Below are 19,284 nucleotides of genomic sequence, written 5' to 3'. Positions count from 1 at the left end.
ACGCTTATCCCTTCACCTTGTCGAGTGAACGCTGGGCGGCCTCGACCACGGCGTCGGCGGTGAAGCCGAACTCGCGGAACAGGGTCTTGTAGTCGGCCGAGGCACCGAAGTGCTCGATCGACACGTTCTCGCCGTCCGCACCGGTGAACCGGTGCCACGGCATCGCTATTCCGGCCTCGACGGTGACGCGGGCCCGGACGGCGGGCGGCAGGACCTCGTCCCGGTAGGCCTTGTCCTGTGCGTCGAACCACTCGACACACGGCATGGACACCACCCGGGTACCGATGCCCTGCGCCTCCAGCCTAGTGCGCGCCTCGACCGCGAGCTGCAGTTCCGAACCGGTCGCGATCAGGATTACCTGCGGTGTGCCGGTGGAGGATTCGGCCAGCACGTAGCCGCCGCGGCGCACGCCCTCGTAGCTGGTCCCCTCGAGCACCGGCAGGTCCTGACGGGTCAGCGCCAGCGCCGACGGGCCGTCGGTGTGCACGGCATCGGCGGGCTTGAAGTGCGAATGCCGTTCGGCGCTACCGAGTTCCAGGACCGTCCGCCAGGCGTGCGCGGTCTCGTTGGCGTCGCCCGGACGCACCACGTTCAGGCCGGGGATGGCGCGCAGCGCGGCCAGGTGCTCGATCGGCTGGTGGGTGGGGCCGTCCTCGCCGAGGCCGATGGAGTCGTGCGTCCACACGTAGGTGGCCGGGATCCGCATCAGCGCGGCCAGGCGCACCGCGGGGCGCATGTAGTCGGAGAACACCAGGAAGGTGCCGCCGTACGGGCGGGTCGGGCCGTGCAGGGCGATGCCGTTGAGGATCGAGCCCATCGCGTGCTCGCGGACACCGAAGTGCAGGGTGCGGCCGTACGGGTCGGTCTTCCACGCGCCGGTGCTGATCGCGGTGGGGCCGAAGCTGAGCACGTCGGGCATCGTGGTGTTGTTCGATTCGGCCAGATCGGCCGAGCCGCCCCACAATTCGGGCAGCACGGGGGCCAGCTGCGCCAGCACCTTGCCCGAGGCCTTACGGGTCGAGGTGCCCTTGGGATCGGCGTCCCAGGTCGGCAGGCCGGTCTCCCAGCGCTCGGGCAGCGTGCGCTTCTGCAGGCGATCGAACAGGACCTTGTTCTCCGGGTTGGCCTTGGCCCACGCGTCGAACTGGTCCTGCCAGGCCGCGCGCGCTGCCTTGGCGCGATCGGCGGAGTTGGTGCGGGTGTGGGCGATGACCTCGGCGGCGACGTCGAAGGACTTGTCCGGATCGAAGCCCAGGACCTTCTTGGTGGCCGCGACCTCGTCCGCGCCCAGGGCCGCGCCGTGCGCCGCGCCGGAGTTCATCTTCTTCGGTGCCGGGTAGCCGATGATGGTGCGCAGCTGGATGAACGACGGCTTGTCGGTGACCGCCTTGGCGGCCTCGATCGCGGCCTCGATGGCGGTGACGTTCTCCCCGCCCTCGACCTCCTGCACGTGCCAGCCGTAGGCGCGGTAGCGCGCCGCGGTGTCCTCGCCCAGGGCGATGCGGGTGTCGTCCTCGATGGAGATCTTGTTGTCGTCGTAGATGACGATCAGGTTGCCCAGCTCCTGGGTGCCCGCCAGCGAGGAGGCCTCGGAGGTGACGCCCTCCTCGATGTCGCCGTCGGAGGCGATGACGTAGACGAAGTGGTCGAACGGGCTCGCGCCGGTCGCGGCGGCCGGATCGAACAGGCCCCGCTCGCGCCGCGCGGCCATTGCCATGCCGACCGCGGAGGCCAGGCCCTGGCCGAGCGGCCCGGTGGTGATCTCTATGCCCTCGGTGTGCCGGTATTCCGGGTGGCCCGGGGTCAGCGATCCCCAGGTGCGCAACGCCTCGAGATCGGTGAGCTCGAGGCCGAAGCCGCCCAGGTACAGCTGGATGTACTGGGTGAGGCTGGAATGCCCGCACGACAGCACGAACCGGTCGCGGCCGGCCCACGTCGGATCGGTCGGATCCAGGCGCATGATGCGCTGGTAGAGCGTGTACGCCAGCGGCGCCAGGCTCATCGCCGTGCCGGGATGGCCGTTGCCGACCTTCTGCACAGCGTCCGCGGCGAGCACGCGGACGGTGTCGACCGCCTTGGTGTCCAATTCGGTCCAGTCGGCCGGATGGTTCGGCTGGGTGAGGGCGCGGATGTCGTCTGTGACTGACACGACCGGAATTCTCCTGACCTTCGTCAACTTCAGGGGCGGATTGGGCTGTTGCCCACCACCCTAGAGGCCCGGCCCCGGTCGTGACGACAGAACCCTGCCGGACCGGGCCGTGTCTACTGTTTCGTCACGGTCGTATTCGCGCTGTCCGATACCGTCCGGGCGAGCCGAGGGTGTCGTTTGCGCACGTGGCGGCGCGACCGCGCGCCGGGGCCGCGGCCCGGCGCGATCGGCAGGGGGCCATGACGCCGGTTGGCGGCGCCGGGCCGGGTGAGGGGCGAGACTGTGGCTGCGACAGGGGCGGATTCGCGGCAGGGGGTGCGGGAGCACTCCCGGCCAGGGTCTACCATCGTGTGTAGTAGTCGGCGCTGCCGCCGGAGGAGTGCCCTGGTCGAAGGGGTTCCGCCGAGCTGGCGCGCCGAAGTTCCGTAACCGGATCGATGCACCACCTGCGAGGAGAAACAGTGCGGATTGGGCAACACCCGGGTGGCGCGCATGGCTCCTCCTCGACGGTGCTGGCGGACCGTGTCACCGGCACCGGACCACTCTCGGCGCTGACCCGGCGGGTGCTGGCCTACATCGCGCTGACCAAGCCGCGCGTGATCGAACTGCTGCTGGTGGCCACGATCCCCACCATGCTGCTGGCCGACCGCGGCCACGTCGAGATCCGGCTGATCCTGGCCACCCTGTTCGGCGGCTGGATGGGTGCGGCCAGCGCGAACACCTTGAACTGCGTGGCGGATGCCGACATCGACAAGGTGATGAAGCGGACCTCGAAGCGGCCCCTGGCGCGCGAGGCCGTGCCGACGCGCAATGCCTTCGTCTTCGGTGTGACCCTGGGCGTCGGATCCTTCGCGTGGCTGTGGTGGCAGGCGAATCTGCTGTCCGGTCTGCTGGTGGTCGCGACCATCCTGTTCTATGTCTTGGTCTACACGATGGGGCTCAAGCGCCGCACCTCGCAGAACGTCGTGTGGGGCGGCGCGGCCGGCTGCATGCCGGTGCTGGTCGGCTGGTCCGCGGTGACGGGCACCATCGGCTGGCCCGCGATCGTGCTGTTCCTGGTGATCTTCTTCTGGACACCGCCGCACACCTGGGCGCTGGCCATGCGGTACAAGGAGGACTACCGCGCGGCGGGGGTGCCGATGCTGCCCGTGGTGGCCACCGAGCGTGCGGTGACCAAGCAGATCGTCATCTACACCTGGCTCACGGTGCTGGCCACGCTGGCGCTGATTCCGGCCACGGGCGTCATCTACGGCGCTGTCGCGCTGGCGGCGGGCGCGTGGTTCCTGCTGATGGCGCATCAGCTGTACGCCGGTGTGCGGCGCGGGGAGTCGGTGAAGCCGCTGCGGCTGTTCCTGCAGTCGAACAACTATCTGGCCGTCGTATTCTGCGGCCTGGCAGTGGATTCCGTGCTGGGCTGGCACACAATTGGCCATATGTTCTTCTGAGGGGTGAACGCATCAGGGCCGAACGGTGGAAAACCGCTCGGCCCTTTTTGTGACGATGTTCAGCTGCCCGGGCAGGGCTGCAGGGGGAAGCAGGCCGGGCCGTTGGTGTCGGTCGGGATGGTGCGTTCGGGGGCGGTGGTGAACGACGGTGGTGTGGTGAGGGTCGTCTGGGACGATCCCGGCGCCGGGGTGGTGCGTTTGCCGCCTCCGCCGCCGGTGCACATGGCCGCCACGGCCAGCACGACCACCAGGAAGCCGAGCACGATCAGCGGTGCGATGCTGCGATTGCCGCGGGGTGGGCGCTCGGCCTTGGGGGGGCGTGGATCGAACGGCACCGAATACGGTTGCGGCGTGGGCTGATACGACGGCGCCGCCCCGGATTCGGGTGCCCCGGCGGGGGATTGGGCCCGAGCCGCGGCGAATTCGCGCGGGGGAGTGACCGGCGGTGGTGCGGCGGCGAATTCGCGTGGCGGAGCGGAGCGCGGCCGCGGTGGCGTGGGACGCGGCGCGCTCCGCGGCGGTGCCGGCTCGGGCTCGGGGACCGGCAGCGCCGCGGCCCGCTGCGCCGCGACGGGTTCCGGTGCCGCGGCGCGTTTCGCGCTGGGAGTCCCGAAGCCCTCGGCGACGAGATCGGAGTAGGTTGCCGCCGCTGCGAATCCGAGCATGCCCAGAGCCTGGCCGACCTGCGCGGCATCCCAGGAATCGGGCCCGCCCGCGCCGGATTCGTCGCCCGCGATCCGGGTGAAATAGGCGCGCAACGACGAGGGCCCATCGCCCACCACCACGTCGATTCCCGGTGGCAGCGGGCCTTTCTCCAGCGCGATCCGGGTGCCCAGCTGCGGGATGATCAGCACGATGCCCATCACCGCGACCGATTCGCGCCCGGGCGCGGAGCGCAGTTCGCGTTCGAGTTCGCTCGTGCGGTAATGGATCTCGTCCATCGGCTCGGTGCCTTGGTCGACGTCCTCGAGCGGGGCCAGGGCGCCGTCGATGGTCCAGGGCTCGGTGTCCGAACACCGCAGGGTGCCGTTGACCCGCTCGGTGAAGCCCTTCACCACGACCACCACGCAGGTCTTCGGCGTCCACACGATGACGTCGGCCGCGCGCGACCGCACGAGCGCGATACCGCCGAGCGCATGCGACCCGGTCCACGACTTGAGCCAGTTCACCACCGTCCGCTCGGTACTGGACAGCCGTGACGGGTCGTCACCACGGACCTTCACCAACATCGCTATCAACCCCTACCCGATGTCCTCATCTTCCGACCGCGCACTCGGTCGCCCGAACACCGTAGAGCGTACGGGCACCGGCGCGGACAGGCTTGCGCGCCAGCAGAAAGGATCCAAGATCGAGACCGTCCGGGCCACACCGGGATTCATCCATCGATGTAGGTCGGACGTCCGTCCGGGGACGCGGGACGTGTCAGCGATCGCTGCGCCAGGCCAGATAGCCGTCCGGGCGGATCAGGATCCGGGTGCCGGGAACGGCGTCGTAAGCGGTGAATGCGTGGTTGTCGACGGCGAGCAACTGGTCGCCGCGGGGGTCGGTATCGGGCGTGGTCAGCGAGAACTCCCTGATGGTGGAGCCCGCTGTGAGCGTCGTCGGGAGGTCGTCCGCCGCGCCGGTGAGGTCGGCGGGTGCGGTCCGGACCGTAATGTCGTCGGCTGGAGTGGTGGAGGTCCTGGCGGGCTGGAAGTGCAGCAAGGTGAAGCATGGGCCCGCGAGTAGCTGGAAGAGGCGGATCGATGTGCCGTCGGAGCGGCGCAGGGGAGCGTCCGGCGCGCGGTCGCCCGCGACGAGGGCGCCGGACGCGCCGGGGGCGCGATAGGTGACCGAAAGCTGATGGGTCTCCTCGCCGCGATGCAGTGCGTCCGGTTCGCCCGACACGTGCTTGTCGAGCAGGTCCGAGCTCAGGCCCAGGACCCGCGCGGCGACCGCGCGGCGTTCGGGCTCGTAGGTGTCCAGCGCCTCGGGAGTGCCCGCGAGCGCGGCGGCCAGCTTCCAGCCCAGGTTGTAGGCGTCCGCGATGCCCGTGTTCATGCCCTGCCCGCCGGTGGGGGGATGGGCGTGCGCGGCGTCGCCCGCCAGGAAGACCCGTCCATCCCGGAAGCGCTGTGCGAGACGGATATTCGGCCGCCATACCGTGGACCAGACAGGTTCACCGAGCGCGACGTCGGCGCGCCCGGACAGCCGGTCGAACTGGTCCTGAAGCACCGCGCGGGTGGGTTCGGCATCCTGGGCCAGCGGCGCCGCGAACTGGAACAGCCGCCGTCCGGGCAGCGGGGTCAGCGCGATTCCCGCGCCCGGTTCCCGCGCCGCGGCGAACCAGTAGCCGAACTCGTGGTCGAGCGCGTCGGCAGGGACGTCGCCGAGCAGCATCCGGATCGATTCGTCCGTGCTGCCCTCGAAGACGATGGCGAGGGTCTTGCGCACCGTGCTGCGACCGCCGTCCGCGCCGACCAGATAGTCCGCGCGCATCGTCTCGGGGCCGCCCGGCCCCGCGAGCACGGCGGCGACACCCTCGGCATCCTGGGTGAATGTGACCAGGGCCGTGGACAATTCGACCTCGACGCCGAACTCGGCCAGGCGCGAGCGCAGGATCGCCTCGGTATCGGACTGGCCCAGCACCCACGGATTCGCATACGGCACATCCGGAGTCGACTCGCGCAGATCGCTCATCCGCTGCTCGGTGACGAACTCGCCGTCGAGGAACACGCGCATCGGCGCCTGCGGCGATCCGGCCGCGTGCACCGCGTCCAGGACGCTCAGATCCTCGAATATCTCCAGCGTGCGCGGCTGGATGCCGTCTCCCCGAGATCCGGCGAAGAACTCTTCGGCCTGGTCGACTATCCGTACCGTGACGCCCCGGCGGGCCAGATCGATGGCGAGGGTCAGGCCGGTCGGCCCGGCTCCGGCGATGAGTACCTGGGGTGACATGGCAGCTCCTATGGTGAATCGTGGTTCAGTGAATGTAGATTCAGTATTCTGTTGATAGGCTCCGCTGTCAAGGAGGTGGTGTCGATGGCCGCGGGAGGCGTCGCAGGAGCCGGTGGTGCGTCGCGGGACGGTCGCGGGGAAGAGGCCGGCCGCCGGGAACGTGGCGTCCGCAAGGAGCGCTCGGCCGAGACCGAACAGGCGCTCAAGAGTGCGGCGCGGCGGTTGTTCGCCGAGCGCGGCTATCTCAACACCAAGATCACCGACATCACCGCGGCGGCCGGGCGTGCGGCCGGATCTTTCTACAATCACTTCGGGAGCAAGGAGGAGTTACTCCAGGCCCTGATGAAAGACTTTGCTGCCGAGGGAGATACGGCCGTCGAGGTAGAAGCGCACAATCCCGACTTCACCGATCCGGACGCGGTCCGCTTCCACGTCGAAACCTATTGGCGCTTCGCGCGCGAGCACTGGCCGGTGCTGCGCGCGGTCCAGCAGGCCGCCCTGGTGAACGAGGAATTCGCCCGGCTCGCAGGGCAATTCAGCGCCGAGCAGCGCAACGAGATCGCCGATCACCTCGACGCATTCCCCGCGGCCGGGGTCTCGTTGCCGAGTACCCCGGAGGCCAGCCTGGCAATGATGTTCCTGACCGTGCAGGGTCTACTGGAGGCGCAACAGGACGGCACGGTCGAGCTCGCGGAGGACGAAGCGGTAGCGGGCCTGACCCGCTTCATCTACCGCGGTCTCACCGGCCGTGATTGCTGAAGCCCGTTCTGTGGCAGAGATTTACGGACTCAGGGGATCAGGACGATGGACCCGGTGGTCCTGCGGCCCTCGAGGTCGCGGTGGGCCTGCTGCGCCTCGGCGAGCGGGTAGCGGGCGCCGATCCGGATTTTCAGTGTGCCCGCGGCGATCGCGTTGAAGATATCGCCTGCGCGCCAGAGTAATTCGGCGCGGTCGCGGGTGTAGTGGGCCAGCGAGGGGCGGGTGACGAACAGGCCGCCGCCGCGGTTGAGGCGCTGCAGGTCGAAGGGGGGCACCTGGCCGCTGGCGCCGCCGAACAGGGCGAGCGTGCCGCGCACGCGCAGGGAGTCGAGGCTGGCGTCGAAGGTGTCCTTGCCGACGCCGTCGTAGACCGCGGCCACGCCGGCGCCGTCGGTCAGCTTGCGCACCTGCAGGGCCAGCTCGGGGTCGTAGCGCAGCACCTCGGCCGCGCCGGCCTCGCGCGAGATGGCCTCCTTCTCGTCGGTCGAGACCGTGGTGATCACCCGTACCCCGCGGGCGGCCGCGAGCTGGGTCAGGATCATGCCCACGCCGCCCGCGCCGGCGTGCACCAGCACGGACTCGCCGGGTTCGGGCCGGTAGACCGATTCGATCAGGTAATGGGCCGTCATGCCCTGCAGCAGCGCCGAGGCGGCCACGGCCGGATCGACTCCCGCGGGTACCGGAATCGCGGCCGCCGCATCGACGGTGACCTTCTGCGCGTAGCTCCGCGCACCGCCCGCCCAGGCCACCCGGTCGCCGACGCGGAATTCGGTGACCCCGTCGCCGATCGCGGCCACCACGCCGGTGCCCTCGGCGCCGGGGACGTACGGCAACTCCTGCGGGTAGACGCCCGCGCGGATGTACGTATCGATGAAATTCACCCCGATGGCGTCGGTGTCGACCAGCAGCTGACCCGGGCCGGCCTCCGGATCCGGCAGCTCGGTGTAGTGCAGGACCTCGGGACCGCCGTTTTCGGAAACCTGAATCGCATGCATGGTCTGGTTCTACACCGCAGTGACGCGCTTCATTCCCGGTGGCGCGCCGGACCGGACTTACCGGGCGGTAAACTTCCCGCCATGAGTGCTACAGCGGCCCCCGCGAAGCCGTCGCCCGCCGTGATCGATTCGGTCAAGGAATTCGTCGCCGACCACGGCGGTTCCGCCACCGCGGTGCTGCAGCCGATCGGCCGCGCCGGGGTGCGGATCACCCTGGTCGGCAAGGACGGCATCCTGGGCGACCGCGTCGTCGGCGATATGGCCACGGCGAAGGCGCTGTTCGGCCTCGTGGACGGCCTCACCGAGACCGAGCACTGGGACCGCGAGCTGACCTCCATCGTCACCCCGGCCCCTGGCCACTGGGCCAAGATGGCCGGCTGGGTCGCCCGCCAGACTCGATTCCCCAAGGCGCGCAACGAGCGTTGATCCCGCCGCGCCGAGTAGTCGGCGTTGAAGGGTTCTCGCCGTACGAGATCCCCCGCATCGCCGAACCGGTCGCGCTCGGATTGGTATCTCGAGCGGCTCCCCTGGTCGTACCGGTCCGCGATCGGATCGGCATCGTGAGCGAGGTGTCCGGACCGGTCCCCGGTGACGTCGACGTCTCCGCCCGGCCACGTGGATCCCGGAGCAGACGCGCTGTGCGGCTGCCATTGCGATTCGCAGCGCCGGAGCCGTCCGCGGCCAGGTGACGTATTGTCTCCGTCAAGCCCGGTGAATGCCGGGAGCGCACCTGCACGATACGTGCGCAAATGACGTGAGGCATTGGGAAGTTCTATGCGAGTCCGATATGTTCTTGCCGCTGCCGCGGCCGGTGTTGTATCCCTTGTGCCCGTGACGGTTCCGGCCGGGGCGCAACAGCCCGGCGACGCGCTGCGGGTATGTACCACCGGCGATTACGCGCCCTATTCGATCGCCGACGGCCACGGCGGATACCGCGGCATCGACATCGATCTGGCGAACGGCCTGGGCGGGGTGCTGCATCAACCGGTGGAATTCGTGCACACCACCTGGCCGACCCTGGCGGCGGACTTCGGCGCGAAGAACTGCGATATCGCGGTCGGCGGCGTGTCGGAATCGGCGTCGCGTCGCGCATTCTCGGACTTCTCGATCAACTACGGAACCGACGGCAAGACGCCGATCGTCCGGGCCGCCGACGCGGGCAGGTACGCCACGATCGATCAGATCAACCGGCCCGGCGTGCGGGTCGTCGTGAATCCCGGCGGCACCAACGAGCAGTTCGCGCACGCGCATTTCCCTGCCGCGCACCTGATCCTGTGGCCGGACAACACGACGATCGTGGACCAGGTGGCCAACGGTCGCGCCGATGTGTTCGTGACCGATTCGGTCGAGGGCCGCTACCGCGTACGCCAGCATCCGGACCTGCGAGTGTTGCACCCGGACAAGACATTCGACTCCTCGGGCAAAATCTTCCTGCTCCGCAAGAACGACCCGCTGCTGGCCGCGGAGGTCAACAGCTGGCTCGAATCCCAGCTCGTCACCGACGGCATGAACCGGCTGTTCGACCAGTGGATCGGGCCCAACGCGACCGCGTGAGCCGATTCCGGCGTGCCGCGTCGCGATGTCGAGCGGCGGATTCGGTCCGCGAGGACGATAATCGGCGGGCGTGACGGACAAACAGGCGAGCCGCACCGCAGTGCTGGTATGTCAGGGCCGGGCGGTGGGCGACGGACGGATGGCGCCCGGGCGATTCTCCGACCCCGTTGCGGTGCAACTACTTCGGAGTGAGGAACGATCCGAGGTGGAGCACGCCCGCACCGAATCCGCACCATCGGGCTGGCGGGACCGGCTGGGGTACGAGATGCTGACCGCCACCGCCACGGTTCTGGTCACGCGCACCGTCGTGATCGACGACGCGGTTCGCGCGGCGCGCAACTCCCAGCTCGTCGTCCTCGGCGCCGGATTGGATGCGCGCGCGTGGCGGATGACCGAGCTGTCGGACGTGGCGGTGTTCGAGGTGGATCACCCCGCCTCGCAACAGGACAAGCGGGAGCGGGCAGACGGGCTGGAACCGGTGGCGAAGTCGCTGACGTATGTCCCGGTCGATTTCGGCCGCGACGCGCTCGGTGCCGCCCTAGCCGGTGCGGGGCACGACTCGGCGGTGGCGACCACGTGGGTCTGGGAGGGCGTGCTGCCCTATCTGACGCAGCCCGAGGTCGATTCGACCCTCGCGGTTGTGGCCGGACGGTCGGCCCCCGGTAGCCGCCTGATCGCCACCTATCCCGTCCCGTATCGCCTGTCGGGCATGGGCCGCCGGGCGATGCGTGTCTACAGCGCGCTGTCCGGGGCCCAGAACCCGCTGCGGCACGAGCGCCACGTGTCGGCCTGGACTCCCGAGCAGATGCACACACTGCTTGTCGCACAGGGATTCTCGGTCACCGCGAACGAGAAACTCGCCGATACCGCCCGTGAGCTGTCGGTCCCCGCCCGCGCCGAATCCCGGTTCTACGGCCTGGGGTGTGCCGTTGTGGCGGACCGGCCCGCCTCCTGAGCGCCGACTACTGGGTGCTGTCCGCGCCGTCGTCCGTACACCGAGGCCGGCCGACGCCAAATGTGGCGATTCGGCTATCCGGGCTCGGGTTCGCGGACCAGCCGACGGAGCCGGTGCGGGCGATGGTGGTCAGCAGTTCGGCCGCGTCGGCGTGGCCGTCTGCCGTGGACGGCCGATATGAAGGCGGAGATTCGCCTATCCGCAGCACCCGCCACCGCAGCAGCCTCCGGCCGCGGGTGCGGGGGTCGGGCCGGCCGATCCGCCCGCGGAGCCGGTGAGGGCGATGGTGGTGAGGAGTTTGACCGTATCGGCGTGGCCGTCGGGGCAGGTCGCGGGGGCGCTCGACTCGCTCATCGGCCGGTGGAGCTCGAAGGTCTCGGTGCATTCGCGGCAGCGGTACGCGTAAGTCGGCATGCCGGAATTATCGCCGATACCGGGCGGGGGCCGTGCATCGCTCCCGTGAGCTGGGACGGCGGTGACGATCAGGACGCGTGCGCGACCTGGCTCTCCGTCTGCGCCGTGATTGATTCGCGGGTGCGCATGGCGGCCCAGAGGGCGGCGGTGGCGGCGGTGCAGGCGGCCGCGCCGCCCACGTGCGCGGCGACCAGTGCGGCGGGAACGTGGGTGAAGTACTGCACGATGCCCACCAGGCCCTGCGCGCACACCAGCGCGATCACCACGGCGAGGCGGTTGCGCAGGGCGCGCGTCATGCCGACGGCCGCCAGGCCGAAGCCGAGGCCGATGATCAGCGCGAGGTACGCCACGACCATCTCCGCATGCGCGTGCACCAGGGTCACGATCTCGATCTTCAGGCGCGCAACGGGTTTGGTGACGCTCTCATCGCCCGCATGCGGCCCGGCGCCGGTGACGAAGGTTCCCGCGACGAGGGTGGCCGTCAGCGCCACCGCGCTCAGGACGGTCAGCCAGCGCAGCGGCGCGGGCACTCGCGGCGCGGCGATGCCGTCGTCGGGCTCGCCGATCTTCGCGAACAGCAGGACCGAGAGCCACACCATCAGCATCGAGGCCAGCAGGTGGATCGACACCGTCCACCACAGCAGCCCGGCGCGCACGGTGATGCCGCCGAGGACGGCCTGCAGCACGGTGCCGCCCGGCATCAGCCACGCATAGGCGACGACCTCGCCCCGCCGCCGCGCCCGCAGCACCGCGAGCACCACCAGCGCCGCGAAGAACGTGACGACGAAGGCCGCCATGCGGTTGGAGAACTCGACGGCCTGATGCCAGAACGGCACCGCCGCGTGCGGAACCGGGGTGAAGCTGCCGGGGAAGCAGGTCGGCCACGTCGGGCAGCCCAGGCCCGAGGACGTGACGCGCACCACCGCACCGGTGACCGAGATCCCGGCCTGGGACAACACCACGAGGAACGCAATGATCCGCTGCACTCGAAGGGAGGGCAGCGGCAGCAGGTCGACGAGTCGCATGAAGGCGCGTGACAGCACAAAACGATGGTAGTCCGGGCCGATGCAGCCGCCGCACGCGGGCTACTACGGCCCGTCGTTGTAGCCGCACCGGTCACCCGAACGCCTGACAGGGGACCGCGCGGCTGATAGGTGTTCCACATGACCCTCCGTGCGCGCCTGTTCGCCGCCACCATCGACTGCCCGGACCCCGTCGGCCTGGCACGGTTCTATCGGACCTTCCTCGGCGGGCAGCTGCGTTCCGGGAGCCCGGATTTCGTCGTGCTCACCAGCGACCCCGGTATTCGCCTCGACTTCCAGCGTGTTGCCAACCGTCAACCGGCGCCGTGGCCCGACCCCGCAGCGCCCGGCCGGGTCCACCTGGACTTCAGCGTTGAGGACCTCGGAGAGGCGGAAAGGCAGCTGCTCGAGCTGGGTGCCACCCTCGCGTCGTATCAGCCCGGCGGGGAACGCTTCCGCGTGCTCCTGGACCCCGAGGGGCATCCGTTCTGATTTGCACCGAGCCCGCGACGGCGACTCCGGCCGACCTGGTCCGCTGATGTAATAAATCAACCGCCCAGTTGGTTTTGATCCGAATTATCCCGATTTCTGATGACGCACCGATCACTTTCGCGAGTTATGGCGTGTTGTCGCAAGGGATTTCGCTAGCGTGAAATCCGCAGCGAATATCCAGTGAACTTCGCCGTCGCTTCACACAGCAGCTCGGGACTACCGAATCGCCGCCCGCCTCCGGCCGTTGCCGGTGGTGCATTTCCTTTCGTCCAGACCGGCTCCGCGCCGCGTGGATGGGTACGTGCCGACGCCAGAAAGGTGGCCGATGTCGAAGATCCGGGTGGTCGCGGTGTGTGCCGGGTTCGGGTTGGAGGCTTACGACTGGGGAATGTATCCGCTGCTGCTGAGCTATTTCGGGCCGAACTTCTTCGGTGCGGACGTGCAGCGTTCGCTGGTGTCCGGCTTCGCGGTCTTCGCGGTCGGATTCGTCACGCGCCCGTTCGGTGGGGTGATTCTGGGCCGCTTCGCCGATGTGCGCGGCCGCAAGCCCGCGATGCTGGTGTGCATGACCGGGGCCGGGGTGGCGGCGCTGGGCATGGGGGTGACCCCGAGCGCGGCGGCGTTCGCCGGGGCGCCGGTGCTGGTACTGGGCTGGCGGGCGCTGCTGGGATTCTTCTTCGGCGGTGAGGCCCCGCTCGGGCACGGCTACGTCTACGAGATGACCACGCCCGGCCGCCGCGGCACGGGCGGGAGCTGGCTGTCCGCGGCCGCGGGGGTCGGCGGAATCCTCGCGAATCTGCTTGTGCTGGGCCTGGTTTCGGCCGTGGGATCGGATGGAATGACCGCCGGATACTGGCGCGTTCCGTTCCTGGTCGGCGCCGTGGCGTCCTTCGTATTCGCCGCGCTGCGTGGCGGCCTGGTCGAATCCGGGCAGTTCCAGGCTTACCGCCACGACGACTACTCCTGGTGGTCGGCGCGGCGGCGGCTCGCGCTGCCGATGCTGGTCGTCGCGGGCGTGACGATCGGCGCGTCGGCATCGTTCTACCTGTGGGGCGGAGTGTCCACGACCTACGCCATCAGCGTGCTGCAGCTCGACGATCAGCAGGTGCTGCTGGCGGCGATGTCCGCGACGCTGGCGACCACCATCGCCGTGCCGTTGCTCGGGCGCCTGGGCGACCGGGTGGGGTGCCGGTTTCTGCTGGCGGCGGGCGCGCTTGCGGCGGCCATTGCCGTCGTCCCGCTGCAGTACGGGCTCGAAAACGGTGGGGTACTGGGCTTCTGGCTGGTGATCGTCGCCGCGCACCTGCTGAACGCGCCGATACTGGCGATGATGCCGACCGTGCTCGCCGGCCTGGTGCCGGGCCGCTACCGCGTCGCCGCCGAGGCGCTGCCGTACACGCTCACCACGATGCTGTTCGGTGGGACGGTGCCGATGCTCAAGCAGCTCACCGCCGACCACACCGCGCTGATCGGCAGCTATGTGGCGCTGCTGCTGCTCATCACGTTCGCGACGCTGCAGCTGACCTCGCGCAGCGGTGCGGAGTCGCCGCACGGGGAGGTGGCGGAAGACGTTGTGGGGGAGGTGATTCCGGTCGTCGTCCAACCGTGAAGCCCTGTGGGCAGCCCTGACTCCCACATGGCCGGTGCGACGGGAGCCGCCTGCCGGTTCGCGCCGAACCGGTCCCGCTCGCCGTCCCGTCGCGGTGATCCGGCAAGCCGAACCAGGGCGTCGGTCGCGCTGACGCGCATCGGCCGTGTGGTGTCCGGGTTGGCATCGAACCCGCACGTCGCATCAACACTTGAACGGTGTTAAAGTTGGCGCGCTCATGAATACTCTTGTGATTGCGCGCACCCGCCTGGCCCATCGGCTGACCGCCTCGGGTGCCGGTGCCGCGCTGGAAGCCTACGAATGGTCGCTGTACGCGCTGCTGGTGACCTATTTCTCGCCCCACTTCTTCGGTGGCTCGCTGCAGCATTCGGTGCTGTACGGCCTGGGCGTTTTCGCGCTCGGGTTCGTGATCCGGCCGGTCGGCGCGTTGGTGCTGGGGCGCCTGGCCGATCAGCGTGGCCGGCGGCCGGCACTGATGGTATCGATCTCGCTCGCGGGTGTGGCAACCCTGGCGATGGCGCTGACGCCGGGCCGGGAGAGCATCGGGGCGGCCGCCCCGGCGCTGCTGCTGGTGTGGCGGCTGGTGCTGGGGTTCTCCTTCGGCGGCGAGCAGGCCATCGCTCAGGCGTACATGTACGAATCCGCGCCGGAGGGTCGGCGGATCCTGGGCACCAGCGTGTATTCGATCTTCTACGGATTGGGCACGGTCTGCGCGAATCTGATCGCCGCGGCGCTGCTGGCCGCCGTCGGATCGGCGGCGATGACGGCCGGGTACTGGCGCGTGCCGTTTGCGGTTGCGGCGGTGCTGTCGTTCGTATTCCTGCTCGCGCGGCGCACCCTGCCCGAGACCTTGGACCGCGCCGCCGCCTCGGAAACCGTTGCGGTGCTGCGGGAGTGGCGCACGTTGATCTGGCCGGTGCTGGCCGTGGCGGGTCTGACCGCGGGCTCGCTGTCGTCGTACTACCTGTGGATCAGTGCGCCGACCAGCTACGCCATCAGCGTGCTGAAGATGCCCGACACCCAGGTGCTGTGGGCGGGGGTGGTGTCGCAGCTGGCGTTCATGGTGATCGCCCCGGCCTGGGGCTGGCTGGCCGACCGGATCGGCGTGCTGCGCTGGATGGCAGGGGCATCCCTGATCCTGGCGGTGGCGACGCTGCCGATGCAGCTGTTGATGAATTCCGCGACGGTGACCACCTACTGGGTGCTCATGATCGGGGCGGCGGTGTGCGTGGCGACCCTGTCCGCGACGCTGACCGGCGCCTCGGCCGCGATCGCCCCGGCCCGGCATCGGGTCACTGTGATGGCGCTGCCCTACGCCGTTGCCAGCGCGATCTTCGGCGGCACCACCCCGGCGCTCAAGGAGCTTTCCGCCCCGCATCCGCGGTTGTTCTCGCTGTATATCGCCCTGCTGCTGGTGATTACGGCCGCCACCGCGCTGCTGGCTCGGCCTCTGGATCGGTCGCGAACGGCCGAGTAGATGACTCGGCCGCGCAGCTGCCGGACGTGGCCGCCGCGATACGCGAACTCGGCAAGGTCCTCGAGCTGTCACGAATGGTCGAGACGACTCGGGCTGCCCGCAGCCCCAGGCGCCTGCGGGCGCAGGCAGCTCGCGCTATTGGGCGGCGAGGCGGTCCAGGAGGTCGGCGGCGGCGGTGCGGATTGCAGCCGTATCGTCGTGGCCGAGCATGCGCAGGACCGCGTCCGGGATCAGGCGGTCGACATCGCCGGGCGTGGCGGTCTCGTCGGAGCGGATATTGATCACGCTCTCGACCAGGCGGAACGGCAGCGCCCACGCGTCTGCCGCGGCATCGCCGGTTACGGCGGCGGCCAGGCGCTCATAGTGTTCGCGTAATTCTTTGCGGCGCAGCCGGAAGTCCGCGAAGCGCTCCGACCGCAACTCTGGTAGTAGGTACAGCGCGCCGAGATTCCAACGCGCCGAGGATAGTTGGTGCACGTCGAACCAGGCCAGGGCGTAGAGGCGGACCTCCGACGGCTCCGGTTCGTCGCTCATCCGTCCGAGGAGTTCCAGTGGGGCGGAGATGGTTTGGTCCAGTAGCGCCTCGAGGATGTCGTCCTTGGCGGAGAAATGATGGTAGAGCGAGGCCTGCCGGATACCGACCGCGTCGGCGATGGCCCGCGTGGAGGTGCTCGCGTAGCCGCGCGTGGTGAACAGCTCGGCGGCGGCGTCGAGGATCTCCGCGCGCGGGGTCGGCCCGCGGCGGCGCCGGGGCTCGAGGCGGGGGCGGCCGGGTCCGAGTTGCGTCACGGCTCCCATTCTGGCTCATCGGTGGTGGTCGATGCCCGCGACCTGCGCGGGGAGATTCCTGTCATATGACAGAAATAGCCGCAATCCAAAAGTTACCGCACGTCACGGATCGGATACATCGACGTCACCGGGAACGCGATCCGGATCGCAAAACTATCAGTCGATAGATATTGACCCCGACGCCGAAGGACACGCACCCATGTCCACCACCGTCACCGCTCCCACATCGTCCGATAGCGCCGACCTCGAGGCGTTCGGCTATCGGCCCGTCCTGCACCGAAAACTCGGCCGCTACGCCTCGTTCGCGGCCGGATTCTCCTTCGTCTCCATCCTCACCACGATCTTCCAATTCTTCGGATTCGGCTACGGATTCGGCGGCGGGGCCTTCTTCTGGACGTGGCCGATCGTCTTCGCCGGGCAGTTCCTGGTGGCGCTGAATTTCGCCGAACTCGCCGCGCGATACCCGATCTCGGGCTGCATCTACCAGTGGTCGCGGCGCCTGGCCGGTGAGGTCGTCGGCTGGTTCGCCGGGTGGATGATGATCATCGCCCAGGTCGTCACGGCCGCGGCCGCCGCCATCGCCCTGCAGGTGGTGCTGCCCTCGGTCTGGAGCGGCTTCCAAGTCATCGGCCATGACACCGCGCTGACCTCGAAATCCGGTGCGGCGAACGCGGTTCTGCTCGGCAGCGTGCTGCTGGTGCTGACGACGGTGGTCAATGTGGTCGGCATCGAGGTGATGTCGCGGATCAACACCATCGGCGTCACCGTCGAGATCGTCGGCGTGATCGCGACCGTCGCGCTGTTCCTGACCCACACCGAACGCGGCCCGGGCGTCGTCTTCGATCACAGTACCGCCGCGCCGGGCGGATACTGGGCGGCCTTCCTGGTCTCCGGACTGATGGCGGCCTATGTGATGGTCGGATTCGATTCCGCCGGCGAGCTTTCCGAGGAGACGAGGAATCCGCGCCAGGTTGCGCCGCGCACGATCCTGACCGCGCTCACGGTCTCGGCGCTGGGCGGCGGGCTCATGCTGCTCGGCGCGCTGATCGCGGCTCCGAGCCTGAGCGACGGAAAACTCGCCACGGACGGCCTCGCCTATGTGATATCCGCGAAGCTGGACAGCCCGGCGGGCCGGGTGCTGCTGTGCTGCGTGGCCGTCGCGATCACGGTGTGCACCTTGGCGATTCAGACCGCCGGGTCGCGGCTGATGTTCTCGATGGCCCGGGACGGGCGGCTGCCGTTCGCGCGGCGCCTGGCGGCGGTGCATCCGCGCTTCGGCACCCCGGTGCTCCCGGCCGTGGTGATCGGCGCGCTCGCCATCGCGCTGCTGGTGTTGAACCTCGGCAATGCCGCGATCTTCGCCACGCTGGCGAGTGTCTGCATCGTTATGCTGTATCTGGCCTATCTGCTGGTCACCGTGCCGCTGCTCGTCCATCGCATCCGGAACCGCGCGATCGCGGACGATACCGGACTGTTCTCGCTGGGCCGCTTCGGAATTCCGGTGAATGCGCTGGCGGTGCTGTGGGGTCTCGGGATGGCGGTGAATCTGGCCTGGCCCCGCGCCGCGGTGTATACACCGACCGGCGGTGGGTGGTGGATGCTCTGGGCCGCACCGCTTTTCGTGCTTGCGAGCATCGCGGTCGGCGCGGTGGTGCACCGGTTCGTCGCCGACCGCCCCGCCGGGGACTCCGCGCCCGCGATGCAGCCCGCATGACCGGACGCGACGGCGTTCCCCTGGGTCGGCCGGCCCTCGCGCTGCTGCTCATCGACCTGATCCGGCGAATCGCTCCGGGGGACATCGCATCACTTCGACGCAGAAAGGACTCGTTATGACCGGCACCGCATCCACGACCGGGGCGCGGGTACATGCCCGCTCCCAGGCGGCGGCCGCGCAGATCATGGGCCCCGACCTCCCCGCGGGAATCGAGGCCACGGACGTACGCTTCGCGCAACGTATTCCGGACGGCGGCTACGCCAATGTGGTGCTTGCCAGAGGAACCCGGATCCGGCTGTCCGATCCTCGAGGCGCGGCGTGTGCGCACATACTGCTGCTGCGCGCCGAATCGCCCTGGGAGCGGCTGAATGTCGCGGATACCGTCAAGGTGCCCTGGCAGGCGTACCTACAGATCGGACATCCCCTGCTGTCCGATCAGGGGCGGATCCTGGCCACGCTCGTCGCCGATTCCTCGGGGCACCACGACGCGCTCTGTGGTCCGGGGCCGGACGCTCGCCGGGCGTTGCGGCTGGCCGGTGCGAAACACGGTCTGGCGCCGCGGGATATCGGCCCGACCGTCTCGCTGTTCCGCGGCGTGCGCGTGGAGCCGGACGGCGCACTGACTCCGACCGGCGGAGGCGGGGCGGGCGCCGCGGTGGAGCTGCTGACGCATCTGCCGGTCACGCTGCTGATCGCCAATGCCCCGCATCCGCTGGACGATGCGCCGGCCACCGACCTGGATGTCGTCGCGTGGCAAGCCCGCGGTGATCTGGCCGTCTCGCACAACGACGACCCGGAATATCAACGGGCGGTCGAGAACACCGAGTCGGCTTGGAATGCCGCGCTCGGCGGGAGGACGCGGCGTGAGCAAGCGAAGTAGGCGCGGCCGGGCCCCACGGCATGCCAGAGCCGAGCGGGCGGGAGGTGGCGGCGGGGCGTAACCACACTTCGAGCGGGTCACGACGTCTCGCAC

The 19,284-nt window shown here is 69.4% G+C and carries 17 protein-coding genes; 10 read left to right on the top strand and 7 right to left on the bottom strand.

What is annotated here, in order from left to right:
• Window positions 1–4: 4 nt before the first annotated feature.
• Window positions 5–2,149, bottom strand: a complete 2,145-nt coding sequence (tkt, locus tag KO481_RS41240; protein ID WP_215924013.1) for a transketolase — start codon at window positions 2,147–2,149, stop codon at window positions 5–7.
• Between the two features lie 461 nt (window positions 2,150–2,610).
• Between tkt and KO481_RS41235 the strand changes: the two genes are divergently transcribed.
• Entirely contained in the window at window positions 2,611–3,594 is a 984-nt protein-coding gene (locus KO481_RS41235; protein ID WP_215924012.1) for a heme o synthase, read from the top strand.
• Window positions 3,595–3,653: 59 nt separating this feature from the next.
• On the opposite strand, the gene KO481_RS41230 is transcribed toward KO481_RS41235, so the two are convergent.
• Window positions 3,654–4,823, bottom strand: a complete 1,170-nt coding sequence (locus KO481_RS41230) for a hypothetical protein (protein ID WP_215924011.1) — start codon at window positions 4,821–4,823, stop codon at window positions 3,654–3,656.
• Window positions 4,824–5,016: 193 nt separating this feature from the next.
• Entirely contained in the window at window positions 5,017–6,531 is a 1,515-nt protein-coding gene (locus KO481_RS41225) for an FAD-dependent monooxygenase (protein ID WP_215924010.1), read from the bottom strand.
• Between the two features lie 84 nt (window positions 6,532–6,615).
• Here KO481_RS41225 and KO481_RS41220 point away from each other — a divergent pair, with 84 nt between their 5' ends.
• Window positions 6,616–7,290 carry a TetR/AcrR family transcriptional regulator gene (locus KO481_RS41220; protein ID WP_215924009.1) on the top strand — a complete coding sequence of 225 codons (675 nt, stop codon included), beginning with the start codon at window positions 6,616–6,618 and terminating at the stop codon, window positions 7,288–7,290.
• 29 nt (window positions 7,291–7,319) lie between these two features.
• On the opposite strand, the gene KO481_RS41215 is transcribed toward KO481_RS41220, so the two are convergent.
• Window positions 7,320–8,285 carry a quinone oxidoreductase family protein gene (locus tag KO481_RS41215; RefSeq protein WP_215924008.1) on the bottom strand — a complete coding sequence of 322 codons (966 nt, stop codon included), beginning with the start codon at window positions 8,283–8,285 and terminating at the stop codon, window positions 7,320–7,322.
• Window positions 8,286–8,366: 81 nt separating this feature from the next.
• Between KO481_RS41215 and KO481_RS41210 the strand changes: the two genes are divergently transcribed.
• From KO481_RS41210 to KO481_RS41200, 3 genes are all read left to right on the top strand, one after another.
• On the top strand, window positions 8,367–8,711 hold the full coding sequence (locus KO481_RS41210; protein WP_215924007.1) for a hypothetical protein: 345 nt from the start codon (window positions 8,367–8,369) through the stop codon (window positions 8,709–8,711).
• Window positions 8,712–9,116: 405 nt separating this feature from the next.
• Window positions 9,117–9,839 carry a transporter substrate-binding domain-containing protein gene (locus KO481_RS41205; protein ID WP_215924006.1) on the top strand — a complete coding sequence of 241 codons (723 nt, stop codon included), beginning with the start codon at window positions 9,117–9,119 and terminating at the stop codon, window positions 9,837–9,839.
• 70 nt (window positions 9,840–9,909) lie between these two features.
• A complete protein-coding gene (locus tag KO481_RS41200) occupies window positions 9,910–10,794 on the top strand; it encodes a class I SAM-dependent methyltransferase (RefSeq protein ID WP_215924005.1) in 885 nt (294 codons plus the stop codon).
• A gap of 195 nt (window positions 10,795–10,989) precedes the next feature.
• Here KO481_RS41200 and KO481_RS41195 read toward each other — a convergent pair whose 3' ends face one another.
• Together KO481_RS41195 and KO481_RS41190 are read right to left on the bottom strand one after the other, a co-directional pair.
• Window positions 10,990–11,208, bottom strand: coding sequence for an FmdB family zinc ribbon protein (locus KO481_RS41195; protein WP_215924004.1), 219 nt, complete (start codon window positions 11,206–11,208; stop codon window positions 10,990–10,992).
• Between the two features lie 68 nt (window positions 11,209–11,276).
• Window positions 11,277–12,251 (bottom strand): COX15/CtaA family protein, encoded by a 975-nt coding sequence (locus tag KO481_RS41190; protein WP_308166981.1) that lies wholly within the window; start codon window positions 12,249–12,251, stop codon window positions 11,277–11,279.
• A gap of 120 nt (window positions 12,252–12,371) precedes the next feature.
• Between KO481_RS41190 and KO481_RS41185 the strand changes: the two genes are divergently transcribed.
• The 3 genes from KO481_RS41185 (at window position 12,372) to KO481_RS41175 (ending at window position 15,808) form a co-directional block, all read left to right on the top strand.
• Window positions 12,372–12,722 (top strand): VOC family protein, encoded by a 351-nt coding sequence (locus KO481_RS41185; RefSeq protein ID WP_215924003.1) that lies wholly within the window; start codon window positions 12,372–12,374, stop codon window positions 12,720–12,722.
• 325 nt (window positions 12,723–13,047) lie between these two features.
• The gene (locus KO481_RS41180) at window positions 13,048–14,331 is read left to right on the top strand and encodes an MFS transporter (protein ID WP_215924002.1); all 1,284 of its coding nucleotides are present in this window, start codon (window positions 13,048–13,050) and stop codon (window positions 14,329–14,331) included.
• Window positions 14,332–14,548: 217 nt separating this feature from the next.
• On the top strand, window positions 14,549–15,808 hold the full coding sequence (locus KO481_RS41175; RefSeq protein ID WP_215924001.1) for an MFS transporter: 1,260 nt from the start codon (window positions 14,549–14,551) through the stop codon (window positions 15,806–15,808).
• A 135-nt stretch (window positions 15,809–15,943) separates the two neighbouring features.
• Here KO481_RS41175 and KO481_RS41170 read toward each other — a convergent pair whose 3' ends face one another.
• Entirely contained in the window at window positions 15,944–16,597 is a 654-nt protein-coding gene (locus tag KO481_RS41170; protein ID WP_308166980.1) for a TetR/AcrR family transcriptional regulator, read from the bottom strand.
• A 199-nt stretch (window positions 16,598–16,796) separates the two neighbouring features.
• Between KO481_RS41170 and KO481_RS41165 the strand changes: the two genes are divergently transcribed.
• Both KO481_RS41165 and KO481_RS41160 read left to right on the top strand, forming a co-directional pair.
• Window positions 16,797–18,311 carry an amino acid permease gene (locus tag KO481_RS41165; protein ID WP_215923999.1) on the top strand — a complete coding sequence of 505 codons (1,515 nt, stop codon included), beginning with the start codon at window positions 16,797–16,799 and terminating at the stop codon, window positions 18,309–18,311.
• A gap of 115 nt (window positions 18,312–18,426) precedes the next feature.
• Window positions 18,427–19,191, top strand: coding sequence for a DUF1989 domain-containing protein (locus tag KO481_RS41160; protein WP_215923998.1), 765 nt, complete (start codon window positions 18,427–18,429; stop codon window positions 19,189–19,191).
• Window positions 19,192–19,284 lie beyond the last annotated feature (93 nt).

This window comes from Nocardia albiluteola, assembly GCF_018860155.1.
Classification (GTDB): Bacteria; Actinomycetota; Actinomycetes; order Mycobacteriales; family Mycobacteriaceae; genus Nocardia; species Nocardia albiluteola.
The sequence above is the reverse complement of the archived record's forward strand: the minus strand, read 5'-3'. Positions and strand labels throughout refer to the sequence as shown.

What these genes read in the sequence shown, in the direction of transcription:
- KO481_RS41230 (WP_215924011.1), bottom strand. Translation starts at nt 4,823, where the DNA reads ATGTTGGTGAAGGTCCGTGGTGACGACCCGTCACGGCTGTCCAGTACC.
- KO481_RS41225 (WP_215924010.1), bottom strand. Translation starts at nt 6,531, where the DNA reads ATGTCACCCCAGGTACTCATCGCCGGAGCCGGGCCGACCGGCCTGACC.
- KO481_RS41220 (WP_215924009.1), top strand. Translation starts at nt 6,616, where the DNA reads ATGGCCGCGGGAGGCGTCGCAGGAGCCGGTGGTGCGTCGCGGGACGGT.
- KO481_RS41215 (WP_215924008.1), bottom strand. Translation starts at nt 8,285, where the DNA reads ATGCATGCGATTCAGGTTTCCGAAAACGGCGGTCCCGAGGTCCTGCAC.
- KO481_RS41210 (WP_215924007.1), top strand. Translation starts at nt 8,367, where the DNA reads ATGAGTGCTACAGCGGCCCCCGCGAAGCCGTCGCCCGCCGTGATCGAT.
- KO481_RS41195 (WP_215924004.1), bottom strand. Translation starts at nt 11,208, where the DNA reads ATGCCGACTTACGCGTACCGCTGCCGCGAATGCACCGAGACCTTCGAG.
- KO481_RS41185 (WP_215924003.1), top strand. Translation starts at nt 12,372, where the DNA reads ATGACCCTCCGTGCGCGCCTGTTCGCCGCCACCATCGACTGCCCGGAC.
- KO481_RS41180 (WP_215924002.1), top strand. Translation starts at nt 13,048, where the DNA reads ATGTCGAAGATCCGGGTGGTCGCGGTGTGTGCCGGGTTCGGGTTGGAG.
- KO481_RS41175 (WP_215924001.1), top strand. Translation starts at nt 14,549, where the DNA reads ATGAATACTCTTGTGATTGCGCGCACCCGCCTGGCCCATCGGCTGACC.
- KO481_RS41165 (WP_215923999.1), top strand. Translation starts at nt 16,797, where the DNA reads ATGTCCACCACCGTCACCGCTCCCACATCGTCCGATAGCGCCGACCTC.
- KO481_RS41160 (WP_215923998.1), top strand. Translation starts at nt 18,427, where the DNA reads ATGACCGGCACCGCATCCACGACCGGGGCGCGGGTACATGCCCGCTCC.